The following is a 22,271-nucleotide window of genomic DNA, read 5'->3' on the forward strand; positions in this document are numbered from 1 at the left end:
ACCCGTCAAAATATAAACGGAAAAAACGATGATTAGAAATGCCGTTAAGGGTGACGCGGAAGCTATCGCGCAGATTTATAATCACTACATTGAAAATACTGCTATTTCATTTGAAGAAACGCCAGTATTGGGTTCAGACATCCAAAGCAGAATTGAGGGTGTTCAGGGGGCGGGCCTTCCCTGGATGGAGGCGGTGGAAGGTGATGCTGTAGTGGGCTATGCCTATGCGACTAAATGGAAGGAAAGAAGCGCTTACCGATTTTCAGTTGAGGTCAGCGTTTACCTTGCCAATCAGATGCAGGGCAGGGGCCTGGGCGCAAAGCTGTATGAAACACTCTTTTCCAAACTCAAAGAAGCCGGAATCCATACGGTGATTGGCGGCATCACGCTTCCCAACCCTGCCAGCGTCGCATTGCACGAAAAAATGGGCATGAAGAAAGTGGCTCATTTTGAAAAGGTCGGGTTTAAGTTCAACCAGTGGCAAGACGTTGGCTACTGGCAGCTAAGCTTGCATGCCTGAACGTGACTCAATGCTTTTCAGGCCTGGGTAGCGGCTTTCGAACAACAGCGTCTTAGCCTCGTATGTGAGATGAAATCGGTGGTGAGCGCGATCAATTGGATGATTAATTTCTAATAACGGCAACAATTATTATCTGCTAGCGTGAGGCTATTTTGACTTTGTTTAAATGCAGCGTGATTGGAAAAAAATAGGGATTGAGTGAATACGAAACAGGGTCGCTTCAGGTTCTTATTTGGTCGCCCCGTACCCGCTGAGGATTTCCTACTTAGAGTGTTAGCACCTTAACGTTGAGTAAGACCTCTTAAAATGGCTTTCGCACTTGTGTTATCGAAGCGAAATACCATCAACTCTTATGATTTCAATACAACGAACATGGTACTTTATCATTACATTAGTAATGAGGCCTTGGCGTGGCGATAGTCTCTTCTCTACAGCATTCTTCCATGGAAAATCGCTATTGGAGCTGGCTTCAATTTATCGGCGGTGTGCTTATTACTTCTCTATTGTTGGCAGGGAAAGCAGGCTGGGTACCACTACCGATTCTGGAACGCCTTGAATGGCAGGCATATGACCTGAAGGTGCGCGGTACACTCATCGAACAGGCCGACCCTTCATTGGCGATTATTGATATTGATGAGCGCAGCCTTTATGAAATAGGCCAGTGGCCATGGCCTCGAGCTACATTAGCAGAGTTGGTGGAAACGCTATTTACTGATTACAATGCCGGGCTGTTAGGCATTGACGTGGTCTTTTCCGAGCCAGAGACGGTGCTTTGGCAACAGCACTGGGAAGATCTAACCCGCGAATATCCCCAGTTAAATGATTTACCCCTGCCCATTGATGGCGACGAGCAGTTGGCACGTGTCTTGGCGAATCACCCGGTGGTGTTGGGGTACTATTTCCAATCATCCCGGCTGCCTAGTGACCCGCCCGCTGTAGGGCAGCTACCCATGCCTGTTAGCGTCGAAACATCCCAGTCTCTCCCTTTTCCCGAACCAGAACGCTATACCGCCAACCTACCGGTGTTGCAGCAAAATGCATTGAGTGCGGGCTTCTTTGATAATCCTCGTGTGGATGAAGACGGTGTGTTTCGCCGTGTCCCAATGCTGCAACGCTGGGAGGGGGAGCTATATCCCAGTTTACCCCTGGCGATGCTACTCACCTTGTTGGGGCAACCATCGATTACGCCAATAATTGGCGAAGGGGCAGGTGTCTCTCAGTTGGAGGCGCTGAATGTTGGCGGCTTCGAGATCCCGGTTGATGGGCAGGGGGCCGCGCTGGTGCCCTGGTATGGTCCGCGTGGCCACTTTGATTACTTCTCAGCGGCCGACATTTTAAAAGGACAGATTGAACCGGGCGCTTTGGCGGGTAAAACACTTGTCTTAGGCGCATCCGCGCCGGGGCTAATGGATTTGCGCTCAACACCCGTTGGGGCGGTCTATCCCGGGCCCGAGATAAATCTGAGCCTGCTGGCTGGGATGTTGCACCAACGCATACATGCTCAGCCCCCCTGGGTGATGGGCTTGGAATTAGTCAGCCTAATTGCTTTAGGCGTGATCATGATACTGCTGTACCCCCGTTTAAGCGCACCCTTACTAATAATAGTAAGCGGTGTGCTCCTCTTATTATCCGTAGGGGGCAATCTATGGGCGTGGCATCAAGGGCTCGCGCTGCCTATTGCCGGGCTGTTGGTATTGCTGGTAGCACAAATGCTGTGGCACTTAACGATGAACTTCCTTCGAGAGACACAGCAAAAACGCTGGGTGGCAGAGAGGTTTGGCCAGTACGTTCCGCACCAGCTGGTTAAGGCCATGGTCGAAAGCGGCGAAAGCTTCGGCTTGGAAGGGGAAGAGCGAGAACTCACCGTACTGTTTTCTGATGTACGGGGTTTTACTGCCTTTTGTGAATCGATCCCGCCCACGGAACTTACCGAGGTCATGAACCGCTTATTGACTCCGCTAACGGGTGCTATCTACCAATGTAATGGCACCATCGACAAGTACATGGGCGATGCCATTATGGCCTTCTGGGGTGCCCCACTGCAGGACGAGCAACACGCCGATCACGCCCTTGAAGGAACATTTGCGATGCTAGAGGCACTAGACAGGATTAATGGTGAATTTATCCTTGAAGGTAGACCGGCGCTGGTGATGGGTATTGGACTTAATACTGGGCCCATGCGAGTAGGCAATATGGGTTCAAGTTACCGCATGGCATATACCGTTATGGGTGATAATGTGAACCTTGGGTCGCGCATGGAGGGATTGACCAAAACGTACGGGGTCAGTGTCATTGTCAGCGATAATACCGCTGCTCGGGCGCCGAAGTGGTGCTATCGTCGTCTAGATAAAGTGCGGGTTCACGGCCGCAACTCACCGTTGTGGATTTTAGAGCCACTGGGTCGCTGGGAAACACTTTCAGAAGAGACGTGCGAGTGGCATGCCGCATTCGAGCAAGCGCTGAACCACTACCACGCGGCGGACTTTGAAGCCGCCGCGCGTGCCTTTCGTGAACTTGATCCGGAAGACCCACCTACGCAGATGTATCTAGCGCGTATCGAGCATTTCAAGGCAGAGCCGCCACCAGTAAGCTGGGACGGCGTCTGGACGCATACTCGGAAATAACGCCATTCCACCTTTTAAGGTTGTGGAGCAAGCCGAACAAAAATACCGGTGCCGCTGTAATCACCGGTCTGTTCTCCCCAGGCCTCAATCAAGCTCATGATGGTAGCGGCTTCTTCTCCTATGTAGCGGCCATTGAACTCACCACCTTCGAAGCAGCTATTACCACTACACCCCTCGTGCGTCAGATTGATACCGTCCAATGAAAACGTGTCTGATGGATTATTGCCTAACAACTTGCCAAAACCATCTAATAGAATCTCGACCTGCACACCTTCACGGTTTGATAGCAATATAGAGCTATTGGGTTGGATCTGTATAATCTCGCCGCCATCACTAGGCACTAAGCCAGTGCCTGCTTCCCAATTGAATGTCACGCCCGATGCAAGTTGGTCGCGCAGGGCATTAAGTGCTGATTCACTTAGCGTTGCACTTAACGAGTCCGAAATTTCATTGGAAGCTGCAATAAAGACGATGGATTCGTCCAGGGCTTTCGAGCTACCCACAGACGCGGGGACTTCTGTGCCTTTCGCCCAGTAACCCCAGACAATTTCACCACTATCAACAGAATAAGCCCCTTGAGCTGAAGGGGTGATATTTTGACGATAAAGTTCTTCAAAAATCTCCCTGTCTGCGACATTTACGAGCGTTTGAGCTCTGGTTGGCTCAAAGTCGACCCAAGAGACGAAAGTATTGTTACTTTCATCTAATGCTGGGCCGTTATTGCCATTCCCCTGACCATTATTGCCGTTACCCTGGCCGTTATTACCATTCCCCTGGCCGCTATTGCTATTGCTATTGCTATTGCTATTGCCAGTTCCGGTAGCCTGATTACTGTAGTCGATTCCTCTGCTGCTGGAGCCGACGCCCTTATTGCCGTTGTTACCGACCCCGTTATTGGTAGCGCTATTGCCGCCGCCATTGTTGGTGCCGTTGTTACCGACCCCGTTATTGGTAGCGCTATTGCCGCCGCCATTGTTGGTGCCGTTGTTACCGACCCCGTTATTAGTAGCGCTATTGCCGCTGCCATTGTTGGCGCCGCTGTTACCGACCCCGTTATTGGTAGCGCTATTGCCGCTGCCATTGTTGGTGCCGCTGTTACCGATCCCGTTGTTGCCGCCACCGTTATTGGTACCGCTGTTGCCGCCGACATTGTTGGTGCCGCTGTTACCGATCCCGTTGTTGCCGCCACCGTTATTGGTACCGCTGTTGCCGCCGACATTGTTGGTGCCGTTGTTACCGGCTCCGTTGTTGGTACCGCTGTTGCCGCCGCTGTTGCTGCCGCCATTGTTGGTGCCGTTGTTACCGACTCCGTTATTGGTAGCGCTATTGCCGCCGCTGTTGTTGGTACCGCTATTGCCGCCGCCATTGTTGGTGCCGTTGTTACCGACTCCGTTATTGGTGCCGCTGTTACCGCCGCCATTGTTGGTGCCGTTGTTATCGACACCGTTATTGGTAGCGCTATTGCCGCCGCCATTGTTGGTACCGCTGTTACCGACCCCGTTATTGGTAGTGCTATTGCCGCCGCCATTGTTGGTACCGCTGTTACCGACCCCGTTATTGGTAGTGCTATTGCCGCCGCCATTGTTGGTGCCGTTGTTACCGACTCCGTTATTGGTACCGCTGTTGCCACCGCCATTATTGGTGCCGTTGTTATCGACGCCGTTATTGGTACCGCTGTTGCCGCCGCCATTGTTGGTGCCGCTGCTACCGACCCCGTTATTGGTAGCGCTATTGCCGCCGCCATTGTTGGTGCCGCTGTTACCGACCCCGTTATTGGTAGCGCTATTGCCGCCGCCATTGTTGGTGCTGTTGTTCTGGCTGCGCTCGGTTGCGCCCTGGAGCTGCGCTAGGAGCTGTTGCTCGCTTTGAGCTGCGCTAATCGTGTTCTGTATTGAGCTATCGGCTTCTATTGGCGTTAGTCCAGTATTGTCAAAAAAAGTACCTGCAAAGGATGTGCTGGGGCCGATAGATGTTTCAGTAGATGCTGCCTCATTGGGCGGGCTGTCAGGCTCGACTTGTGTTTCTGAGGTGACATTACTGTTTGGGGGGCTAGCTGTGTTGTCTGGGGGCGTTGCTGCTGCTGATTCCCCACTCTCAGTCTCACCCCCCTGAGGCATGTTGTCATCGAGCTGCTCAAAGATGCCAATACCGCCGGGAACCAGTTGTGGTGCGGTATCTAAAGATGGTGTGAAGAAGACTTGTCCAGGTCGTATCAGGGTGTCGCCTGCATTCGTCGACATGGCTAGCATGCCGCTTTCCACATAAAAGTAGCTGCCCGTATCAACGCCCGGGAGGGAAGAAGTACCACCTTCCGGTACATGCAGAATTTGAAAACTGGTGCCTCGTATCCCTATGGTGGCAACCGGGGTTCTGTGCGTGACGTTTTGCGGTGCATTTTTACCTATGGCACCGGTAATCGAGCGCAGCCCTCCGCGGATAAGTTCACCACTTTGTAACGAGTTTTCCGGTGTCTCTTCGTCGAGCACGTAACGTTCAAGGATGTAGGAGCTATCGGGGCGAATCGCCTTAGTACCGCCGTCGCTGTAGCGCAGCTGTAGCGTACTGGCTTGAGCGGTGTGAAAGGTGTCGCCGGCAAAAAAATCGTCGCCACGCTCAGCCGGTAGTCGGATGCCGTCACGCTCGATGGTGGCATCGCCGTGAACAAACATAACCCGTCCTGCGGGTGTATCTGCAAAGGAGGGAAAAGGGAGTAGCGCCAGGCTACCCAGGCCGATCGATGTAAAGCGAGCTAATGGACGTTTATGAAAACAGGCCATAAGAATCTCCGTTAGAAAAGGTAGCGAAGCGCTAACTGTGTCTGGTAGCGGCATGTGTCAAAATCGACAGAGGAGCGACGGCGTTCAATATCACCACTTGCTTCAAACAGCCAGTCCGTGCTGAGTTGATGAAGCCATGAGAGCCGTGCATTCCAAATGTGATCACGACGGGCTGTGGGGGCAAAGTCGTTATAAAGTGCGAAGCCCTCGTCATGATAGGTGTGGATTCGATGGTTAAGGTTGGCTCGAATGAGGTGACGATTACCAAGAGGATAGTCGACAACTGCACCTAACATCAGGCGAAGAAGATCACCTCCATCGCGATAGCTGGCGGCCCATTCGTGCTCGATTTGCGCGTTTAAACGGGTTCGAAAAGTTGCATGGTTGGTGCTTAGCTGTACGCCTAAACGACCCGAGTCGAAGTTATTGCTAGCGGCGCTAAAGCGGTTGTGCTGAACGTCGAGCTGCCAAGTAAGTTCGCTGTCCACTCCTATGGGGTGGCGTAAATCCACTCCGCTACCCCAGCGGGTAAGCAGTCGATGCTGGCTACGCCCGCTCCACCCCTGCAGAGCGCTGCCGTTAAGCGTCACAGTGCGCTGCGCTTTTAGATCACGCTCATAACCAACTTGCGCTTGCGCGATAGTGAGATCGTAGTCTTGCGCTGTTTCTTCAATATAGCGCTGAGTTTGGCTGACAGTGCTGATACGCCAGCGGGACTGCGGATCAATAGGAAAAATACCTTGATAGTTGCCTTGTAAACGCTGGTAGACACTTGAAGAGCGTTCAGATATCAGTACTGGCGTAGTTAGCCCCGGCAACAAGTCGATATAAAACTGATCTTGAGAACGCTGTGGGTTGCTGTCATAACCGATATCCACGCCTAAAATGCCTTGGTGTTTCGGGCCGTGCTGGGCTTGTCGGCGCTGTTCGATCATTGCTTCAAACCGTGCAATGGCGGCCTGAGCGTCGGGTGGGGGAGAAAGGGCTTGCAACTGCTCAATTTCACTTTCGGCAGCCCCGTATTGGTCGAGCTGGACCAAGGCAGCTACGCGCTCCATGCGCGCCCCCGCGTGGCTGGGTTGGCGTAAAATAGCGCGTTCTAATGCCATCAACGCATGACTGGGCTCACCCGCGCGAAGGGCGGCAACCCCCAACCAGTAATCGAACTCCGGCTCACCGCTATTTTCGAGTTCTATAGCTTGCAGTTGAGAGTAGGCAGACTGGTTCTCGCCTTGAACCAATAAGTTTTTTGCACTATTAAGTTCTGCTTGGTAAGCCCAAACAGTGGGAACAATCGCCATGCCAAGCAGGGCGCCAAGAAGGCATTGAAGTACATTAATCAGCATCAACTGCCTCATGCAGGAAGGGACCAGTTCAGATGAGAAGGGAGATGCTGTTGCAGCTCTATAGCGATACGTTCACGCAATTTAGGCTTTAAGTGTGTAATCCATAGTTCTTTGGGGGGGGTATCCAGAGACTCAAGTAACGAAGCGAGGCGCGAAGGTGTTAGGTGATGGCCGATTTCTGCCAGCGTATCAAATTGGTTGCTGTAGGCACATTCGATGACCAAGCGATCCAGCTGTCCTAAGCGGTTAAGTGAGGCAATGGTGGACTCGCTAAGGCCTGTGTCACCACAGATAGCCATTTGATGGGACCCATCGCGAATACAGTAGCCACAAGTGGGTACACCATGAGAGAGGGGGAATGGCGTCACTTGTAACGCAATGTTTGCTTCACCGGGTAATGTAAATGTCTGCCACAAGGTGATAGGTACAAAATGTAGTACAGGGGCGTCCGATGTGGGTAGCCGCGTGAAATCAGGCCAAATATGCTCGTTGAATATATGTCGTTTAAGTGTTTCTAGCACTTCCGGAAGAGCATAGACACTGAAGAAGCGCTCTTGGTCGGCAAGCGCTTCAAACTGCATGTCGATCAGAAGTGGGAGGCTTGCAATATGATCAAGATGGGCATGGGTTAGCAGTACGCTTTGTAGTGACGTTAGCTCTGAAATGCTGAGCCTCTGAGCGCCTGTGCCAGCATCAATGAGCGTATGAGGTGGCAAATGGAAAGCGGTAGTGCCCTGCTGTGGTTCAAGCCCCCCACTTGCACCCAGGGTGGTTATTTGCATGATTATAAGTATCTTAAAGAAGGTTAATGGTTGTTTTTATTGAATTACGCGTTACGCAATCCCGGTAATGACTCAATATCAACAGCGTCTATTTGATAATCTTCTAAGTGTTGATTCGCATAATCGAGGTAGACACCTTCCTCGATGAATACAGCGAATAAAGCCGGGTCGAGGTGCTGATCCTCTACCATTTGGCCCATGATGGTTAGGGCTTGGGACAGCTTCATCGGGGATTTATAGGGCCTGTCTGGCGCTGTGAGTGCTTCAAAAACATCGGCAATACCCAACATTCTCGCCGGCAGGGAAAGCTGGTCGCGGGTCAGTCCTTTGGGATAACCCGTTCCGTCCATTCGCTCGTGGTGGCCGCCCGCATACTCAGGGACGCGCTGTAAGTGTTTCGGGAAGGGCAGCTCATCAAGCATATTGAGAGTGGCAGTCACATGTCCTTCAATGATTTTGCGCTCTTCATCATTGAGTGTGCCACGACGAACACACAGGTTATTTAGCTCGTCTTCAGTTAATAAAGGCTGGCGTTGACCATCGGTATCTTCCCAGGTTTCTTGGGCTATCGCCTTGAGCCTTTCAATATCAAGTTCATCTATGAACTCACCGTCTGTATTCGAGCGACGAACCAGCGCGAGATGCTCCTGAAGTGCTAAATGCTTCATTACGAAGTCATTGCGTTCTGCGTCAGTCAATAACTCACCGCGGCGATAAGCATCGAACTCAGCACGCAACAGTGCCGTGTTAAGTGCTTGAAGCTTGACTGCGAAGCGAGCTTCAATTGTAGGGAGACGGTCAAATAGCCCTTCAAGCTTCGTCGACTTTTCCATGACATGGTGCGGTATGACGACTTTTCCGCAGTCGTGCAGCCAGGCAGCCGTTTTAATTTCGTATCGATCGTTGTCAGTTAAGGTAAAGCTGGCTACTTCAGGGTGTTTAGAGCGGTGTGCCGCCTCGGCGAGCAGTAAAGTGGCATCGGGTACACGGCGGCAATGCGCGCCGGTATGGGCAGACTTGGCATCGATAGCCTTGGCAATAACGCGGACGAAACTGTCGAAAAGAGCCTGCATTTCGTCAACCAATCGATGATTGGTGATGGCAACGGCGGCCTGCGAGGCAAGAGACTCTGCAATATGCTGATCAGCCGAACTGAAAGTACCATCAATACCCTTTGCGGTACGTTTGTTCAAAAGCTGCAACACCGCTACGGTATCACCGTGGTGATTGTGCATCGGCACGGTGAGAAACGCTCGCGATCGATACCCCGTTGCCTGGTCGATTTTTCGTGTGCCTGAAAAATCAAATCCTTTCGCGGAGTAAGCGTCATCAATGTTGACCGTACAGTCGTTCAAGACGGTGTAAGCTACTACCAAATGGTGATTGGGTAAGCCGTTAGCCTGATATAAATCAATGATGGGAAACTGCTCGCCTACTGGTTCGCTAACCCCGCCGAGGCGGAGGTTCAGTGTGTCGTTCTGGACGATAGCGAATGAGAGCTGCTGTTTTGAAGCATCATAGGTGTAAAGCGTGCCAGCATCTGCCTGGGTTAATTCGCGTGCACTGGTGAGGAGGTTCTCAAGCAAAGCGTTATGATCACGCTCGGAGGAAAGGGCAATGCCGATCTCGTTGAGTTGACGAATACGGGTAATGTCATTGTCATAAGCCTCCATATTCATATAGCACCTAACTCATCTTGTTTCATTCATTATATAGGATGTGATGGGTTAATCCAGAAGAGATGTAAATTCTAATCGAATTGCTGACTTGGATAGTCGAAATTGGGTGGCGACGCGATTAGCAGGCACGTTGGTTATCCACTTTCAGCTCACCTGAAAGGGATAAATCGATGAGTTTTATCAGCTACTTTCGGTAGCCCAGAGCCTTAATGCTCTGGAAACTCGCTTCAATTACCGCCATAGCAAACCCTTCAGAAGATGCCATTCACCACCTACCTGTCGTCGCGACGGGGCTGCCCCATCGTCTGCTGCGGCATAGGTGTGTCATTAGCAAATGAAGGTTTTATAACCAAGTTAAAGCCTCATTTGCCGCTGACTTTAATACTTTCATTCCCCACTAAAACCACCTCTCTATAGATGAGTAGATTGATCCCTATGGACTAAGTTACTCAAAGTTTACTAATGATAATTTTGAGGAGGTAAGAAAGTATTTCTGAACGTAACCTTGTGTAAGCGATGGGCCTGGAAAAGTTACCTTAGATAATGTGTCGGATGAGGTGAGACGACATGCCTGTCGGCTTTCAAAGAGAGGAAATAGCAGCCCGCTGGTGACGTTTAGGGGCCGCAAAATAACGTTTCATTCAAAAAAGAACAATTCGCAGCGCCCGGTGGGGTCTGGGAGGGAACATGGCCGTTAAACTGAACCAACATGATCTGCAATTCATTCTGGATCAGATCAAGGTCGCGGAAGCACATTCCGCGGGAACGCCGCTTGAAGAGCTGGTCGATAGTCCGCTTCTGCCCACTGGCCTACGCACTGTGGATGGCAGCTACAACAACTTCGGGATCGGCCGCGAGCAGTGGGGGGCCGCGGGCGAAATCTTCGGGCCGATTGCCGAGGGCTCGTTGGGGCAGGGGAGCGGTGCTCTGCCAGACGGCTTCGGCTATCCCACCAACAACGATTACGGTCAAGAGGGGAACGTGGTCGATGCCGAACCGCGCTTGATCTCTAACCTGATCGTCGACCAAACGCTGGATAACCCGGCGGCGATCGCGACGGCACTCCAGCATGCGGGAATGAACGGCCAGCCAATGCTCGATGCCGTAGGTGAGATTCGCGACCAGCACGCGCTGGTGCGGGCATTGGAGGGAGCGGGCCTTGAGGAGGATAACCCGGTCTACGTAAATGCGAAGGCTGACCTCGATACAATGCTCGATCAGTACGGGATCGAGATGGACGGCCCCACGGTGATGCTGCCTAACGTCGCTCCTGACGAGGGACTATCGGCCTCCTACAATTCCGTCTTCACGCTGTTTGGCCAGTTCTTCGACCACGGGCTGGATCTAGTCGCGAAAGGGGGTAATGGCACTGTCTTCATGCCGCTGTCGCCGGATGACCCGCTTTACAACCCTGATAGCCCCAACACCAACTTCATGGTGTTGACCCGCGCCACCACCGACGATGCGGCAGGCAACGTCACTACGCCGTGGGTGGATCAGAACCAGACTTACACGTCGCATCCCTCGCACCAGGTTTTCCTGCGCGAATACGCGATGGTCGATGGCCGGCCCGTGGCAACGGGTAACCTGCTCGACGGCGCGCGCGGCCTGCCGACCTGGGCTGACATCAAGGCCCAGGCGCGCACGATGCTGGGTATCGAGCTTACCGACATGGATGTGGGCGCCGTTCCTCTGATCGCGGTTGATCCCTACGGCGAGTTTTTGCGTGGCGAAAACGGGCTACCACAACTGATCACTGGCTTCGATGACGAGGGCAACCCCATCCTGACCGAGGGCAATCTGGCAGAGCCTGTCAACCCGTCTGTGGTCGGCGCGGGACGCACCGGTACGGCATTCCTGGACGACATCGCCCATGCCGCAGTGCCCGTGCTCGCTAACGGCGAACTGCAAGCGGACGACGATTCCGAGACCGGCTACAGCGGCGCCTTCGACCTGCGCGGTAGCCAGACTGCTTATGATAACGAGCTGTTGGATGCGCACTATATCAACGGCGACGGTCGTGGGAACGAGAATATCGGCCTGACCTCGATCCACCACATCTTCCACTCCGAGCACAATCGCATTGCGGAGCAGGTGAAATCGGTGGTGCTCGATAGCGGAGATCTCGACTTCCTCAACCAGTGGCTGAGCGGTCCGGATCTCACCTCGTGGCCCGCCGCGTCCGAGATCGAGGCGCTATCCTGGGACGGCGAGAGGATCTTCCAGGCAGCCCGCTTCACGACCGAAATGGAGTATCAGCACCTCGTCTTCGAGGAGTTCGCACGGAAGATCCAGCCGGATATCGATGTCTTCATTGTGCAGCCCGACGCCGAGCTGAATCCGGTCATTTTTTCTGAGTTCGCGCACGTGGTCTACCGGTTCGGACACTCGATGCTTAACGAGACGGTCGACCGCATCAATGCGGATGGCAGTCGTGATGACATGGCTCTGTTTGACGCCTTCTTGAATCCACTGGCTCTCGGCTCGGACACTGTGAGCCATGACGAGGCGGCGGGCGCGATCCTGCGCGGAATGACGGCACAGACCGGCAACGAGATCGACGAGTTCGTCACCAACACCCTGCGTAACCAGCTCCTCGGTATTCCGCTCGATCTTCCCGCGATCAACATCGCACGCGGGCGGGACACCGGCATGCCTACCCTCAACGAGGCACGCGCGCAGTTTATGGAGATGGCGGATGGCGACTCGCAGCTCAGGCCCTACACGAGCTGGGCCGACTTCGCCGAGAATATGAAGAACCCTGCCTCGGTCATCAACTTCATCGCCGCCTACGGTACCCATGAGTCGGTCACCTCTGAGGATACCATCGCCGGTAAACGTGCGGCGGCTACCGATCTCGTTCTGGGTGTCGCGGGTGAGAGCGCGGCCGCGCGGGAGGCGCGTCTCGACTGGCTGAATGCACCGGCCGAGCAAACGGGTGTGAACGACATCGACCTGTGGATGGGCGGCCTCGCCGAGAAAAAGATGCCCTTCGGCGGCATGCTCGGCTCCACCTTCGCCTTTGTCTTCGAAATGCAGCTTGAGAACCTGCAGGACGCCGACCGGTTCTACTACCTGTCGCGGACCCAGGGGTTGAACCTTCTGACGGAGCTGGAGAACAACTCCCTTGCCAAGATGGCGCTGGCAAATACCGACCTTGGGGAGACCGGCTTTGCGCTCCCGGCCGATATCTTCTCGACCCCGGATCACATCTTCTATCTCGATTACGCCAAGCAGCTGCAGATGACCGGGGTAGAAGATCCTCAACACGAGGATCCATTCCTCCAGTCAGCCTCTCAGCTGGTTGAGCGCGGGGTGCCCGACGCGGAAGGTAACGGCGCCTATCTGCGCTATAACGGCGCCGACCACATCGTCGTCCAGGGTACGGACGGCAACGACCGGATCGTCGCTGGCGGTGGCGACGATACCGTTTGGGGGGGCGCGGGCGACGACCGGATCGAGGCTGGGTACGGTGTCGACATGATCAACGGCGGCGAGGGTGACGACATCATCACCAATGCCGGGACCGATATCGGCGAAGTCGACATGCTCAAGGGGGACGAGGGTAACGACGTCATCCATGGCGGCAGCGGCGCGGCGCTGATCTTCGGTGGCCGTGGCAAGGACTTTCTGATCACCGGCCCGGACGGGTCCGAGATTCGCGCCGGCATGGGGGACGACTTCCTCCTCGGCGGCGATGGCCCGGACGCACTGTTTGGAAACGAGGGTAACGACTGGGCCGAGGGCAAGGGGCGCTTCGAGTACATCGCGGGTGATAACGGCGAGCTGTTCTTCAACTCCACAGTGATCGGCCACGACGTACTCAACGGCGGGCGGGGCGATACCGACTACGACGCCGACTCAGGTGACGACATCATGGTGGCCGGAGAAGGCATACAGAAGAATATCGGTATGTGGGGTCACGACTGGGTCATTCATAAAGGCCAGAATGTGGCGGCCGACGCCGACATGAACGTGGAAGTATTCACCACTCTGCCGCTGGAAGTGCTGCGGGATCGCTTCAGCCAGGTAGAGGCGATGTCGGGTTGGGTGTACGACGACATCCTGCGCGGCGACGACCGGAGCGACGAAGAGGAGGCAGTGACGCCCCTCATTGCCGACCCGACGCCCGAAGGCAATTTCATGCATAACGAGCTCGACCAGGCGGGTATCGACCGGATCAATGGCCTCGACCAGTTGATCACCTCAGATATGATGCGCAACGCGCAATACTGGGCCGATGGCTCCGGCGCTGAGAAGTCGGTGTTTACCGGGGGCAACATCCTGCTTGGCGGTGGCGGCAACGACCTGATTGAGGGGCGTGGCGGCGATGATGTGATCGACGGCGATGCGTGGCTCAACGTGCGCATCGCTATCATGGCGAACCGCGATGGTACCGGCGAAGAGATCGCTACGGTCGACAGCATGGACGGGCCGTTGACACTCACCATCGACGGTACGGATGTGACGCGTCCGCTGTCGGCCTGGATGGTCGAGGGGCGGATTAACCCCGGGCAACTGCAGATCGTCCGCGAGATCCTCGAGGATGATTCCGGTATCGATACGGCCCTCTATTGGGGCGACCGTGACGCTTATGAGATCTCGGTGGACCAAGAGTCCGGTCGGCTCACGGTTGCGCATGTCGATGTGGACGATGCGGCGGTGGACCCAGTGACCGGCAAGAACCGGCTCTCGGACGGTACCGACCTCGTCAGCAACATTGAAGTGCTGTCCTTCGGCGATGTCGATGTGCGGGTTATTACCGGCACCAGCGGAAACGACGTTGGCGCCACGCGCCTTGAGGGCTCCGCGGGGGACGACATCCTGATCGGCCTGGCCGGTAACGACAACCTGCTCGCGGCTGGGGGGGACGACCTTCTCTTCGGCGGTGCTGGCAACGATCGTCTGATCGGCGCCGACGGTAACGACACCCTCGACGGCGGCGAAGGGGATGACTTCCTCAACGGTGGGGCGGGCGACGATACGTTACTGGGCGGCGCCGGCGCGGATGACCTTCGCGGTGGGACTGGGGACGATGTCCTTGAGGGCGGAGAGGGGGACGATATTCTCTTCGGTATAGCCGGTGACGACATCCTCGAAGGAAGTGCCGGTAATGACGACCTCAACGGTGGCGGTGGCAACGATGTGCTGAACGGAGGCATCGGCGACGACGTCCTGTTTGGCAGTGCGGGTGATGACCTGCTGATCACCGAGGCTGATGGCGGGCGCGACATCCTGGATGGCGGCAATCAAGTCGATACCGCACAAATCCTCGGCAGCGCCGATGCAGCCGAATCCTTCGCGGTCCTTGATCGGGCCAATGCACAGGCGCAGGGCTTTACCGACCTCGACGCTGGGACGGAGATTGTCATCGTTCGCAACGGTGTGGTGATGGCGGAACTCGCCAACATCGAGGAAATCGTCATCGACGGACAGGGTGGCGGCGACACGTTTACGATTGCCGGCGACTTCACCGGGACCAGCCTGGCGATGAGCACCATCCACGTGATGGGGTCTGAGGACGACGATGTCTTGGACATCTCGGCACTCAGTTCCGCCCACCGGGTGGTTTTCAAGACCAAGGGCGGCCACGACACGGTCGTGGGCGAGCTCAGGGAGCAGGATGTCGTCGAACTTGCCGACGGCACGACGCTCGCTGACCATTCAGTAGAGGCCAATGAAGCAGGCGAGGCTCTAGTGGGCGACGACGAGAACTCCGTCAGCTTCGAGATCGCCGACGAGGCGCAGCAGCCAGGCGAGAGCGATAGCGGCGGTGACGAGGCTACCGAGGAGGATGACGAATCTAATGACGAGTCGGAGGTCGAGGAGGATGAGGAGGATATCGTCGCTCCCATACCGGTAGCAGCCATGGCTGGCAGTGAAGGTGCTGATGCGCTGGTCGGAACGGCGGAAGGTGAGACGATCATGGGCTTGGGCGGTCGTGACGTCGTCTTCGGCCATGACGGCGACGACGACATCCTCGGCGGCGACGGCGCCGATATGCTCTACGGCGATGATGGCGACGACCGCATTCTTGGCGAGGACGGCAACGACTTTATCAATGCTGGTGCTGGCGACGACACGGTCTTTGGCGGCGCCGGAGACGATATGTTCGTGGCCGAAGCCGGGGACGGCGACGACACCTACTACGGCGACGACATGGTGGGAGGCAGCGGCAGTGACACGCTGGACATGTCAGCGATTGCGGCAGCGATCACGGCAGATCTTGGTACCGGCTTCATGGGACGTGGCAGCGTCTCGAGCGCCGAGACCGGCAATGATGGCTTGTGGGGGATCGAGAACATCGTCACGGGATTGGGAGACGACACGATCACGGCGAGCCGCGCGGTCAACGTAATGGACGGCGGAGCGGGAAACGATACTTTCCGCTTCCTCTCCGTGGCGGATGCTGACGGCGATACCATTATGGGGTTTCAGCCGGGTGACCGTATCGACCTCGGCGGTTTGGACGCGAATGGCTGTGCAGCGGGGAACCAGAGCTTCACGTTGGTGACGGAGGCTTTCACCGGCGTCGGTCAGCTCATGTTCAGTCATCAAACGCGCGACGGGGAGGACTACACCGTTGTCCAGGGCAACACGACCGGAGACGATGATGCCGATTTCTCAATCAGCATCAAGGGTCGGCATGAGCTGGGAGTGAGCGACTTCAACCTATAACGAACGACAACGATAACAATAACGAACCCCGCGGGCTTACCCGCCCGCGGGGAACACCCGTTCAATGTAGGGTGCAGGGGGAGTTCACATGCGCAAAAAAGACGCGACTACGTCGGCTAAGCGCAAGAGCGCGGAACAGCTGACCAAAGGTTTCCGAGGAATTTTTTTCTTCCTGTTCGGCATGTCGGGGATCATTAACATCCTGGCACTGACGGGTGCTTTCTACATGCTGCAGATTTACGACCGGGCGTTGACCAGCGGGAGCATTTCGACGTTGGTCGCCATCTCCGTTCTGGCGCTCGGCCTCTATTGTTTCCAGGGGATGTTCGACATCATCCGCTCCCAGATCCTTGTTCGCGTCGGCGCGCGGCTCGACAAAAAAATCGCGCCAATGGCCCATCGGGTCGCTATCGACATGCCGCGCTTCGGGTTTTCGACAGCTGAATCACTGGAGCGTGGCCGCGACGTGGATACGGTGCGCGGTTTCCTGGGAAGCCAGGGTCCCGTGGCGCTGCTGGACCTACCATGGATGCCGCTTTTTCTGTTGTTTGTCTACATATTGCACCCCTACCTTGGTGCGCTGGTGTTTCTCGGGGGATTCATCCTGGCCATGCTGGCGATCGTCACGGAACTGAAGACGTCCAAGCTAAGCAACGCCATGCAGCAGGCTGCCGTCACCCGCAATACCATCGCCGATTCCAATGCTCGCAATGCAGAAATCCTCAAGGCAATGGGGTTCGCCGGTCGCGCGGTGGCACGCTTCAATCGGGCGAACGACGAACATCTGGAGCTGCAGACGCGCACGAACGATGTCAGCGGCACTTTCGGCGCTATCGCACGGGTCCTGCGGATGGTCCTGCAGTCGGCCGTTCTGGGTCTTGGAGCGCTGCTTACCATTCAGGGCGAGCTGAGCGCGGGCGCGATCATCGCCGCTTCCATTGCCTCCGCGCGGGCGCTTGCGCCCATCGATCTTGCGATTGGTAACTGGAAGAGCGTCGTCGCTGCGCGAACCGCCTTTGCACGGCTGAAGGAAACCGTTATGGCGCTGGCAGAGACTGACGAACCGATGGAACTGCCCAGTCCGATTTCATCCCTCAAGGTCGAGAACATCACCGTCGCCGCCCCCGATTCCGGACAAGTCCTGCTCAGCGAGCTCAGCTTTGACATCAAGGCCGGCCAGGCGATTGGGATCATCGGTCCTAGCGGTGGCGGCAAGACCACATTGCTGCGCGCGTTGACAGGCATCTGGCCCGTGCTGCGTGGCAGCGTGCGGCTCGATGATGCGGAGCTCTCGCAATGGCAGGACGAAGCTCTCGGTCAGTACATCGGCTATCTGCCGCAGGAGGTCGCGCTGCTCAATGGCACGATTGAAGAGAACATTTCGCGGTTTCAGGAAACACCGGATTCCCAGGCCATTGTGGCGGCGGCGATGGCCGCCAGTGTCCACGAGATGATTGTGCGCTTGCCCAACGGCTACCGAACACAGCTTGGCTCGCTCGGTGCCTCCCTGTCAGGCGGCCAGCGGCAACGGATCGGGCTCGCCCGCGCACTTTTCGGCAATCCCTTCATCGTCGTCCTGGACGAGCCCAACTCCAACCTCGACGCCGAAGGCGAAGCAGCGCTGACGGCGGCCATTCAAGGCGTGAAGCAGCGTGGCGGCATCGCCATTGTGGCTGCCCATCGCCCAAGCGCTCTGGCGGCCGTCGATCTTGTGGCAGTTATTCAGAACGGCCGGTTGGCCGCCTTCGGACCGAAGGACGATGTTATCGGTAAGTCCAACGTGCGAGCGGTGCATTCTGCCAAGCCGACAACGAAGGAGGCATCGGTCGGATCATGATTAACGTTAAAGGCACCAAGAACTCCTTACCCGACACTGACACCTCTCAGCGCTACGTTCTGAAAAGCGGTGATGAGGTTTCTCGCAAGCCTCTCATTGTTGGCGGTCTACTGATGGGGGTCGCTGCTTACCTGGGTTCGTTGTTTTCCTGGGGCAGGGAGCCCAAACCTCAATCGCAGCCGGAACAGCCGGTCGCCGGTTTAGCGGAGGCCGAAAGCCCAGAGGGCGTGGTTGACGTTATCGCCTCACCGCAAACATCGCCTGATATGCCCGTTCCCGAACCTCCCAACGCCGCAATGCCCCCGTTCACCGATGCGCCGCGGTCGTCGTTCCTACGCACTCTGGGCGAGAGCGAAGATGCACCCTTTGTCGTCAGACCAGCAAGCGGCAATGCCGTCGCTGACATGGATCGAATGGGCGGCAGCCCCGGCAGAGAGCCTATCGACATTGCTAATCCCGCCGGTAATCGTTTCCCTTCACCTACGACCGACAACCCGCCCACCGGAGGCAGTACACCCACAGACGGCAATGACCCCACTGACGGCGATGGTGCTACGGATAGCGACGATTCCAAAGATAGCGATAGTTCTACTGATAACGATAGCTCTACGGATGACGATAGTTCTAAGGAGGACGATGCCGAGGTGCCACCCGGCGGCAACCGTGCTCCTCGGGTGTCGGGCCCCGTTTATCTGCAAGATGTTTCACCTTGCGCGATTCTCGCCATCGCCTTGGTCGACCTTTTGAGCAAGGCGCAAGACCCTGACGGCGATGTCCTTTTGGTGCAAAACCTGGCCGTGTCCTCCGGCACGCTGACAGAAGCGGAAGGCGGTTGGGTGTTCCAGAGCGGCAGCGGGCAACCGGGGCCGGTAACCCTGACTTATCAAGTCTCCGACGGCGAGCTAACGACCAATGCGGTTGCCCATTTCTCCGTTGTCGAGCAGCCCGTTATCGTAGGAACCGCGGCAAACGACATGCTTCTTGGCAGCCTGTGTGCCGATGAGATCGACGGCGCAGGTGGCGATGACAACATTGATGGGCGTGCCGGTGACGATGTCATCAATGGCGGCGCAGGCGACGACCATATCGTCGCGGGAGATGGTGATGACGTGGTGTTCGGCGGTGATGGAAATGACATTATTTTCGGCGGCGCGGGAAACGACCATCTTTTCGGTGGTGCCGGCGACGACAGGCTATTCGGCGGTGACGGTGATGACGTGATCTTCGGGAACACTGGTGAGGATCACCTGAGCGGTGGAGACGGCGACGATTTGCTGCTTGGGGGCGCGGGCGACGACGTGATTATCGATGGCGCGGGCCGCGATAATGTTTTCGGCGGCATGGGCAGCGATCGGGTCGTGGCGTCGCTTGACGGGGATGACGACGTCTACGACGGCGGCGAGAACGCGGACACTCTCGACTACAGCCACGCGACGCAAGGGGTGCAGGTTGATCTTGTGAACGGCGTCGCCAGCGGCGTGGAAATCGGCCATGACGCTATCACCGGATTCGAAAGAGTGCTTGGAGGCCGGGGAGCCGATCAGTTCATCCTCGGCGGTGAGTCAGTTGCGCTCGCTGGTGGTGCGGGTGATGACATCTTTGCGTTCGCCAGCGCCGGTGGGGGTCAATCGAACGTCGTTTCGCCCGTGATCATGGACTTTGGGGTCGGAGACCGTATCAGGGTGTCGGAATACGATATTTTTTGGAAGGCCGACGACGAGAAGAGCGGCCATTTCGAACATATCTACCACGGTGCCGACGATGACGATTCGCCGATACGCTATCGTCATGATCGGGACGATGCCAGCGAGTGGACCGTTATCGAGAGTGACTTTGATGACGACGATATGTGGGCGGCGACCGTCACGCTTAACGGAAAGCATACGCTTTCGTGGTCGATAGAACGTGATGATGGCCTTGAGTGGTTATCGTAGGAGCGCACAATGAGCACAAATAATCTTTACGACGGTGCAGGCAAGCTTTTGCCGAATCCAGAAAACGCTTTTCGGCTCGGTCCACGCGTTTTTGTAGGCTCGGCGCTCGCCCTGTTTCTGCTATTGGGCGCCGGTGGCTGGGCTGCGAGCGCTCAACTCAGTGGGGCCGTCATCGCGCCAGGATCCGTGACGGTGGACCAGAACCTTAAGTCGATACAGCATCGTGACGGCGGCATCGTCAGCGAGATAGGCATCAGGGAAGGGGACTTCGTTCGAGAAGGTGACGTACTGATGCGACTCCAAGATACACAGACGAAGGCGGAGCTTTCGATTGTGCGTTCTAAACTCGTGGAATTAGCCATCAGGAGAGCACGCCTTCTGGCAGAGCGAGACGGGCTTGCGGCAATCGAGTTCCCGTCCGATTTAAACGCAGACGACTCTCCCGATGTTTTCCTCGGCGAAACACGCCTCTTCGACGGCAACCGGGCAAGTCGCCAAAGTAAGAAGCAGCAGCTCGAACTCAGCGTCGCGCAAATCGAAGAGGAGATAAAAGGCTTGGAAGCGCAGGGGCAATCGAAAGACGAGGAATTCCATCTAGTCGCAACCGAATACGAGGCGAACCGAGGCCTGGTCGGGAGAGGGGTGATTGCTCGCACCCACCTCGTTCCGATCGCCCGCGACAGAGCACGGCTTTCGGGGGAGCGTGGTGAGATTCAAGCCTCCATTGCCAGAGCGAGAACCCGCATGAGCGAAATCCGCCTTCAGATTATTGCAATCGACGAGAACGCCCGTACCGAGGCCCAGCGGGAGTTAAGTACCGTGGAGGCGGAGTACTCGGAACTGCGTGATCGACACATCGCCATCGAGGATCGGCTGGCGCGTACGGACATTCGTGCGCCGATTTCTGGAACCGTCAATGAACTCAACATCCACACGGTAGGAGGCGTCATCACGCCGGCTGAAGAGCTTGTCACCATCGTTCCGGAGGACGCCAAACTGAAGGTGGAAGTGAAACTTGCTCCGGTAACCATCGACCAAATCTGGGTCGGACAGCCGGTCAGGCTCCGTTTCACTGCCTTCAACCAGAGAACCACCCCGGAGCTCAAAGGGGAGATCGTTTATGTCTCCGCGGCGACGACCAGCGACGACACGACTGGGGAGATCTACTACCGTGGTGATGTGGGCGTTTCTGCAGAGGAACTCGAGAAGCTTGGCGTTCCCACCCTACTGCCAGGTATGCCGGTTGAAGTCTTTATCACCACCGAAGAGCGCACCGCGCTGACATATTTTGTTAAGCCTATTACCGACCAGTTCAGCCGGGCTTTCCGAGAAGAGTAGTCGCGTGCATCGACGCTAGGTATTGTCCAAATCATAAAGTGCTAATGAGCACTTTATGGGAAGCCGCCTATTGGCTGGCCACTGCGCTTTCAGACTTCAGAAATGACATTGCCACTGCCGGTCTTACTGGGCTTTTGTACCGAGTTCATGCAGCTTGCGAAACCACTCGTTGCGTTTTTGTTCGCTCATGGTTTCCACGCCACCGATCAACGTTTCATGTACCGGGGAGAAGCCGACAAAACCAAGAATATTGCTCTCCAACGATTTGACGCTGTGCGCCCGATAGAGATGGCGATAGATCATCGCTGGCATGCCCATGGTCACCACTATCCGTGCCGAGCGTCCGGTCAGCCCCTTTTTCCCCAGCGGGTTGCCTTCCACGTACTCGAAGGCAAAGCCAGGGCGCAGCACTTGTTCCAAGAACGCTTTGACCAGAGCGGGCATATCGCCAAGCCACAATGGAAAGAACAACACCAGATGCTGGCACCAGCCGATGGATTCCTGCGCTGCCGTCAGTGAAGCGGGCAGCGAGGCCGTTTGCCACTCCTGCTGGCTGCGCAGCAGTGGGAAATCCAGCGAGGCGATTTCGATCATTCGCACCTCATGGCCGCTGGCCTGGGCGCCTTCACCGTAGTGATCAGCCAACGTATGGCAAAGGTGCGCCTTACTGGCATCGGGATGCCCTTGCAGGATTAGTATTCGCTGGCTCATTCGTCGGGTTCTCGCTGCAAGCAGAGTAGAGCGTCGTCAGGGGAT

At 56.2% G+C, this 22,271-nt stretch carries 11 protein-coding genes; 6 read left to right on the forward strand and 5 right to left on the reverse strand.

The window, feature by feature from the left end; all coding sequences use genetic code 11:
* The first annotated feature begins 28 nt into the window (after window positions 1-28).
* Complete coding sequence (locus AC5TBW_RS07735) at window positions 29-520, forward strand: arsinothricin resistance N-acetyltransferase ArsN1 family B (RefSeq protein ID WP_495511497.1); 492 nt, start codon at window positions 29-31, stop codon at window positions 518-520.
* A 443-nt stretch (window positions 521-963) separates the two neighbouring features.
* Complete coding sequence (locus tag AC5TBW_RS07740) at window positions 964-3,144, forward strand: CHASE2 domain-containing protein (RefSeq protein ID WP_495511498.1); 2,181 nt, start codon at window positions 964-966, stop codon at window positions 3,142-3,144.
* A 14-nt stretch (window positions 3,145-3,158) separates the two neighbouring features.
* Here the strand turns inward: AC5TBW_RS07740 and AC5TBW_RS07745 are convergent, their stop codons facing one another.
* From AC5TBW_RS07745 to AC5TBW_RS07760, 4 genes are read right to left on the reverse strand one after another with little or no spacing between them, the layout of a single operon-like run.
* Complete coding sequence (locus tag AC5TBW_RS07745) at window positions 3,159-5,921, reverse strand: FecR family protein (RefSeq protein ID WP_495511499.1); 2,763 nt, start codon at window positions 5,919-5,921, stop codon at window positions 3,159-3,161.
* 11 nt (window positions 5,922-5,932) lie between these two features.
* Complete coding sequence (locus tag AC5TBW_RS07750; protein WP_495511500.1) at window positions 5,933-7,267, reverse strand: tetratricopeptide repeat protein; 1,335 nt, start codon at window positions 7,265-7,267, stop codon at window positions 5,933-5,935.
* An 8-nt stretch (window positions 7,268-7,275) separates the two neighbouring features.
* Entirely contained in the window at window positions 7,276-8,049 is a 774-nt protein-coding gene (locus tag AC5TBW_RS07755; RefSeq protein WP_495511501.1) for a 3',5'-cyclic-nucleotide phosphodiesterase, read from the reverse strand.
* 44 nt (window positions 8,050-8,093) lie between these two features.
* Window positions 8,094-9,728 carry a GAF and HD-GYP domain-containing protein gene (locus AC5TBW_RS07760; RefSeq protein ID WP_495511502.1) on the reverse strand — a complete coding sequence of 545 codons (1,635 nt, stop codon included), beginning with the start codon at window positions 9,726-9,728 and terminating at the stop codon, window positions 8,094-8,096.
* 687 nt (window positions 9,729-10,415) lie between these two features.
* Here AC5TBW_RS07760 and AC5TBW_RS07765 point away from each other — a divergent pair.
* The 4 genes from AC5TBW_RS07765 to AC5TBW_RS07780 all read left to right on the forward strand — a co-directional run bounded on the left by AC5TBW_RS07765 (window position 10,416) and on the right by AC5TBW_RS07780 (window position 21,515).
* On the forward strand, window positions 10,416-16,406 hold the full coding sequence (locus tag AC5TBW_RS07765) for a peroxidase family protein (protein WP_495511503.1): 5,991 nt from the start codon (window positions 10,416-10,418) through the stop codon (window positions 16,404-16,406).
* 88 nt (window positions 16,407-16,494) lie between these two features.
* Window positions 16,495-18,243, forward strand: coding sequence for a type I secretion system permease/ATPase (locus tag AC5TBW_RS07770; RefSeq protein WP_495511504.1), 1,749 nt, complete (start codon window positions 16,495-16,497; stop codon window positions 18,241-18,243).
* Window positions 18,240-20,177, forward strand: coding sequence for a calcium-binding protein (locus tag AC5TBW_RS07775; protein ID WP_495511505.1), 1,938 nt, complete (start codon window positions 18,240-18,242; stop codon window positions 20,175-20,177). Before AC5TBW_RS07770 ends, AC5TBW_RS07775 begins: the two co-directional genes overlap by 4 nt.
* 9 nt (window positions 20,178-20,186) lie before the next feature.
* A complete protein-coding gene (locus AC5TBW_RS07780) occupies window positions 20,187-21,515 on the forward strand; it encodes an HlyD family type I secretion periplasmic adaptor subunit (protein WP_495511506.1) in 1,329 nt (442 codons plus the stop codon).
* Between the two features lie 123 nt (window positions 21,516-21,638).
* Here AC5TBW_RS07780 and AC5TBW_RS07785 read toward each other — a convergent pair whose 3' ends face one another.
* Window positions 21,639-22,226 carry an NAD(P)H-dependent oxidoreductase gene (locus AC5TBW_RS07785; RefSeq protein ID WP_495511507.1) on the reverse strand — a complete coding sequence of 196 codons (588 nt, stop codon included), beginning with the start codon at window positions 22,224-22,226 and terminating at the stop codon, window positions 21,639-21,641.
* Window positions 22,227-22,271: the final 45 nt, after the last annotated feature.

This window comes from Vreelandella sp. ssv, assembly GCF_059448525.1.